At 33.7% G+C, this 5,122-nt stretch carries 4 protein-coding genes and 1 pseudogene; 4 read left to right on the top strand and 1 reads right to left on the bottom strand.

Annotation, left to right across the window (positions count from 1 at the left end):
* Positions 1 to 452: 452 nt before the first annotated feature.
* Positions 453 to 1,514: an ABC transporter substrate-binding protein gene (locus ACTRWI_RS21865; protein WP_499133814.1), complete on the top strand. Its 1,062-nt coding sequence runs from the start codon at positions 453 to 455 to the stop codon at positions 1,512 to 1,514.
* Complete coding sequence (locus tag ACTRWI_RS21860) at positions 1,504 to 3,858, top strand: putative bifunctional diguanylate cyclase/phosphodiesterase (protein WP_499133813.1); 2,355 nt, start codon at positions 1,504 to 1,506, stop codon at positions 3,856 to 3,858. The genes ACTRWI_RS21865 and ACTRWI_RS21860 overlap by 11 nt, the downstream gene beginning before the upstream one ends.
* An 89-nt stretch (positions 3,859 to 3,947) precedes the next feature.
* Here the strand turns inward: ACTRWI_RS21860 and ACTRWI_RS21855 are convergent.
* Positions 3,948 to 4,687 (bottom strand): annotated as a pseudogene (locus ACTRWI_RS21855) (transposase); the annotation flags it as partial.
* A 24-nt stretch (positions 4,688 to 4,711) separates the two neighbouring features.
* On the opposite strand from ACTRWI_RS21855, the gene ACTRWI_RS21850 reads away from it, so the two are divergent.
* Positions 4,712 to 4,906, top strand: a complete 195-nt coding sequence (locus tag ACTRWI_RS21850; protein WP_499133815.1) for a transposase — start codon at positions 4,712 to 4,714, stop codon at positions 4,904 to 4,906.
* Positions 4,907 to 4,925: 19 nt separating this feature from the next.
* Positions 4,926 to 5,122, top strand: a 197-nt coding sequence (locus ACTRWI_RS21845; RefSeq protein ID WP_499133812.1) for a hypothetical protein, incomplete at its 3' end; no start/stop codon positions are given.

Here is a 5,122-nt window from a genome sequence, read left to right as displayed (position 1 = left end):
CCATTTGGCGAACTCGTTAAAAATGAACCAAACTATTCAATAGACGCGGAGCGTATTCGAAAACAAAGCAGTGAAATACAGCATAACGTCAAGCAAGTTGCTAATAATCACTTTGTGAAACAATGGGATAATGTTGAATAAATAAACTAGACACTTGATTAGAACGGAGCGGAGATTAATACAAAGCCCGAAAGCATGATCAAGTGGAATGGTTAGAACCTTTGATCTCAACACCTCCAGATGAACTCTGGGAGCCATTGATCACGGATGAACGTAGCAGATCAGATCTTAGGCTCTGGATTTAGTTCCATTGAATTACGCATCAAAGCCTCTACAGAGAGGGGGAGATACTTCCATCACATCAACGCCGTCCCCTACTACCCTGACAAAATCATAGACATCTACTAAGCTTAGTAATGTTCTTTACAATTGGGGGGAGGAGGGAAATTAAAGTGAATAGAGAAAAAATATTTATTTTATTGTCTATTTTTAATGTGCATTATTCTTTTGCCAAGGAAAGAAATGAGGTTAATTTATTTATTTGGGATGAATACATCAATCCAAGTGTAGTAGATAATTTTGAAAAAAAACATGGAGCAAACGTAAATATAAAAACATTTGAATCTGATTCAGACAGAGATGATTATATTTTAAAGTATGGAAATAGAGAGTTTGATCTCATATTGGTTGACTCACAAGCTACTGAGCATTATATGTCACTAGGATGGATCAAGGAAATAGACAAGCCCAGTAATAACCTAACTCATGTAAAGCTTCCGAAAGTTAAAGATATACATACTAGGGGTAATGCATGTATACCCTATTTCTGGGGTACAACAGGGATAGCATTCCGAAAAGATTTAGTTATTCACCCTATAAATAGTTTGAAAGATATATTCATTCCAAGCAACCGTTTAAAGGGAAAGATTATTATGCCAAACCGCGATGATGAGCTCTTTGGTATGGCACTTAAATATTTAGGATACTCTTTTAGTAGTAATTTAAAATCTGAATTACACGAAGCAAAGAGTGTGATACTTAACCAATCTAAATATGTTCAAGAATACTATGATGAATTTGAACTCTCTAATGAATCGAAGTTGGTGACTGGAGAAGCTTATGCATCAATATCCTACAATATCGATGCTATCATGCTCAAAGAAAGATATGAAACCAATATAGAATATATTATACCAGATGAGGGAGGGGCTGTTTGGGCTGACTTGCTATGTTTATCTTCAGGTTCAGCTAATCCCACCTTAGCAATAAAATTTCTAAGATTTATAAATACCAAAGAAGCAGCAGCAGAAAACGCTATTTATACAAATGGAGCGACCCCCAACTTACATGCAATAAGTATTCTTCCTGAAAAATCATTGAAAAATAGAGATATTTATCCAAACGAGGAATCTCTTGTTAATTCTGAAATGTATAGAAATGTTAATTTGGATACGATTGAGTTTCGAAATCAAACATTAAATGAAATTAACTTCAAGGCAAAAAATGAAGATTGATTATAAGTTTTTTTTATTAGCTGCATTTTCTGTTAGTATTCAGATGATAATTTTAGTTGCTTCTTCTTTATATATTTACAAGCAACACATCACAAATGAGGTTGAATATTTGGTTTCACAAGAAACGAAAAAACTATCGTTCTTGATAACAGATAAGATTGAAGTCTTAGAATCTGAGGTTGATATCATTAGCAAAAACGATATTCTAAATAAATACATAGGACCCACGGAGAAAATAGTTGGAGATTATATAATATACAAATCAATACTTAATGAACTAGATGTTTTTTTAAAATCTATTGAATCATTAAAATATATATCAGTGCATAATGGTGAATTTGAAAAAATATTGTCATCAAAGAAATCAAACATAGATGAATTTTCCGATGAGGAACTGATACATTTATTCAAAGAATATATCCAGTCAAATAAACATAAAAGCAATTACAAGGGAACGATTATACTGAATGACACCCCGATGATGCTTGTTGTATCCAAATTAGAAAAATATCAGAGTGCGTCAACGAACATCGGTGGATACGTTATGACGCTTCATTCTCTAGACTTTATAAATAAGTTCATGGAAATGACTCATCTAGGTAGTGGGGGGTGGAATGCAATATATAATGATGATGTATTATTGTACAGAAATATAGGTTTAATTGATATGTCATTACCACTAAGTAAAGATGAATTCTTAGATATAGATAAAGACATTTTAATTGAAACGATATATATTAATGACCTTCTTTATGTAATTGGTTGGCATTCAGAGGTTTTACTTGAAGTATTCGAAAAAATTCTTTATCTGACTATTTTAGTTATCTTTATAACAGTTGCAACCTTTAACTTTGTGTTACTTTACCACATGAGTAAGTATGTTATAAAACCATTACGACTTGTTATATCAAACGCCAAAATATCAGATAATAAACTTATTGATTTATCTATTCCAGACAATATGAACAAAGATGTAAAAGACTTGTTGATGTTAATTTTAGAAAAAAATAGAGAGTTGGACTTTCAAAGAAAAAAAATAAAAGAGATAGCCTATACAGATACCTTAACAAAGTTACACAATCGAGCTTTCTTTGAGAAGAAACTCAGTCACTCTATGGAACAAAAAAAAGAGAATGCTGTGTTCTGTCTTTTATTCTTAGATCTTGATGACTTTAAGTTGTTTAATGACTCGCTTGGCCATGACTTTGGCGATGAGGTCCTAAAATTAGCGGCAAATAAAATCAAAAAAGCATTAACATCGAGTAATATTTTTCACGACATAGACGATTATCTATTCAGTCGATTTGGTGGGGATGAGTTTGCAATTTTCTTATCCTCAAGCAAAGAAGAAATCAGATTTCTTGACTTGGCTTCGGAAATAATAGAAGAATTCAAATGCAATGAAATAATAAAAAAACAAAGTATTTGTATCGGAATAAGTATAGGAATTGCAACATCTAGAGATAATGTAAAAGACTGTAAAGACTTCATAAAAAAAGCAGATATTGCAATGTATGATGCAAAGAATGACGGAAGGAATACGTTCAAGGTTTATGACGTTAACACAAAAATTAAAATAAAAGATGATTTCATTCTTCATGAGTTATTGAGAAACGCCTTGAATAGAAAAGAGTTATACGTTCATTATCAACCACAAGTTTGCTCTAAGACAGATAAAATAATCGGTGTAGAAGCTTTAATGAGGTGGGAAAATGAGAAATATGGAAAGATACCTACTGATACGTTTATTAAAATTGCTGAAGAAACAGAAGAAATACTACCTATTGGACGTTGGTTAATTGGAAAAGTTTTTGAAGATGTTAAGGTTATGAAAAGTTTTATAGATAAAGATTTTACTATTTCAATAAATATATCTTCGATCCAATTTAGAAGGGATTCAATAGTAGAGTTAATTTTGGAAAAAATCAAAGAAATTAACATCTCTCCAACTAATATAAAGATAGAAATAACAGAAGGTACTTTATTCTCAGGTGATAATGCTATAAATCAAATTAACCTTTTAAACGCGAGTAATGTAAAGATATCATTAGATGACTTTGGTACTGGTTTTTCTTCTTTAAGCATGGTTAAGGACATACCAATATCTGAACTTAAAATTGATCGATGTTTTTTAATAGACATATTAAATAATCCAAAGTCTCAAGCTGTTGTAAAAACTATTGTCTCATTTGCTGAAAATTTAAACCTTAGCGTTATAGCCGAAGGCGTTGAAAGTAAACAGCAGTTAATTTATTTAAAAAAAATAGGTGTAAATACAATTCAAGGTTTTTATTATTACAAACCAATGGATATAAATTCAATCATTTTACTTTTACGAAAGTAACTTTATTTCTTAAATGGTAGACATCAACCAATTTTAGACAGAACTTTAAGCATTAACACAGCGTAAATTTCATCCAACGTCATATTTTATTAAGATTTCCTCTGCGCGAACTTTGGAGCGTTCCTTGATATATAATTGGTAGCCCATTCGATTTTATTGCTGATTTCTGATCATGCGCCGTGACTGATACATTAAAATATTGGTAACAGCTAGAAATCCACATTTTTTACCGATTTAAACAGTGAGACCGATGGCTTTATCTGAAGCGAAATACTACGCCTAATGATCAGTGCAAGTAAACTGGCCCAGATGAGCCCCTCAACGATGGCCTTTTGTGCGGTGACAAATCGTTGCCAATTGGTATGAAACGTTAACTCTTTAAAAAGTAGCTCCACCTGTCATCGGCAGTATAGGAGTCTGAAGGTAAGTTAGTTATCCAAATAAAGAATCGTTTTTCTTAAGTAAACCAACACCGCACAACTCTAAACTCTTGTTTACCTAGACGGGCTGGTCAGGGACTTGCGAACGGTTGGTACCTCGAGTAATGTCTTTCAGTTTCTTCCCTTCTAGCTTAGGCAGAAGACGCCCCTTGCCGTTCCTTGCCTCAATAATCACAGGGTTCAGAAACTTAGCACCTCGGACATTATAAAACCCGCCATGCTGTTCAAGCTCGATAAAGAAGTAGAAAACAGGATATCCTGCGTCGGCTAACAGCAATTTATTGTTCATCGTTTGAGGCTCAGGTAAAAAGTCTTTTTCGATGCCGTATCAGCACTGATAATCATCGCGACCGGATAAAGCTTTTCGACGACATTGTCATATGACATTCATTTTCCCTGATGTTTTATGACCCATATTTCGCACCAATCGATGGTTACTCGATAAGCTTTGCCAACTCGCTATCGACAACCTCCTTTATGCGGCTAAGCAGGCAGTACTGGAAATTATAATTTTCTGCGCACGACATACCTTTGGGAGAAGCTTAACTTGGCACCCTCATGTTCATGCATCTGTGACCCTTGTTGGGGAAAATTCACACGGCGATTGAAAGGCGCTCTCCTATTGCCATGAAAAAGTCGAAAAACGTTGGTGAGATGGGCTTTGTGATTTACTCCTCTCTGAGTATGAATTTCTGCAAATCGACGATACAGAATCTCACAGCCTTGACTTTGATGAATTTCGACGTTTCATTAACGCTCAACGTCAACGGTTTTGGCATGTGTACTTTGCAAAGAAAACCCAATATCCTAAAGCCACAATTAAC

The organism is Pseudoalteromonas sp. G5_S1_14_S5, from assembly GCF_054968605.1.
Note: the sequence above shows the minus strand (reverse complement) of the source record. Positions and strands in the feature narration are given on the sequence as shown.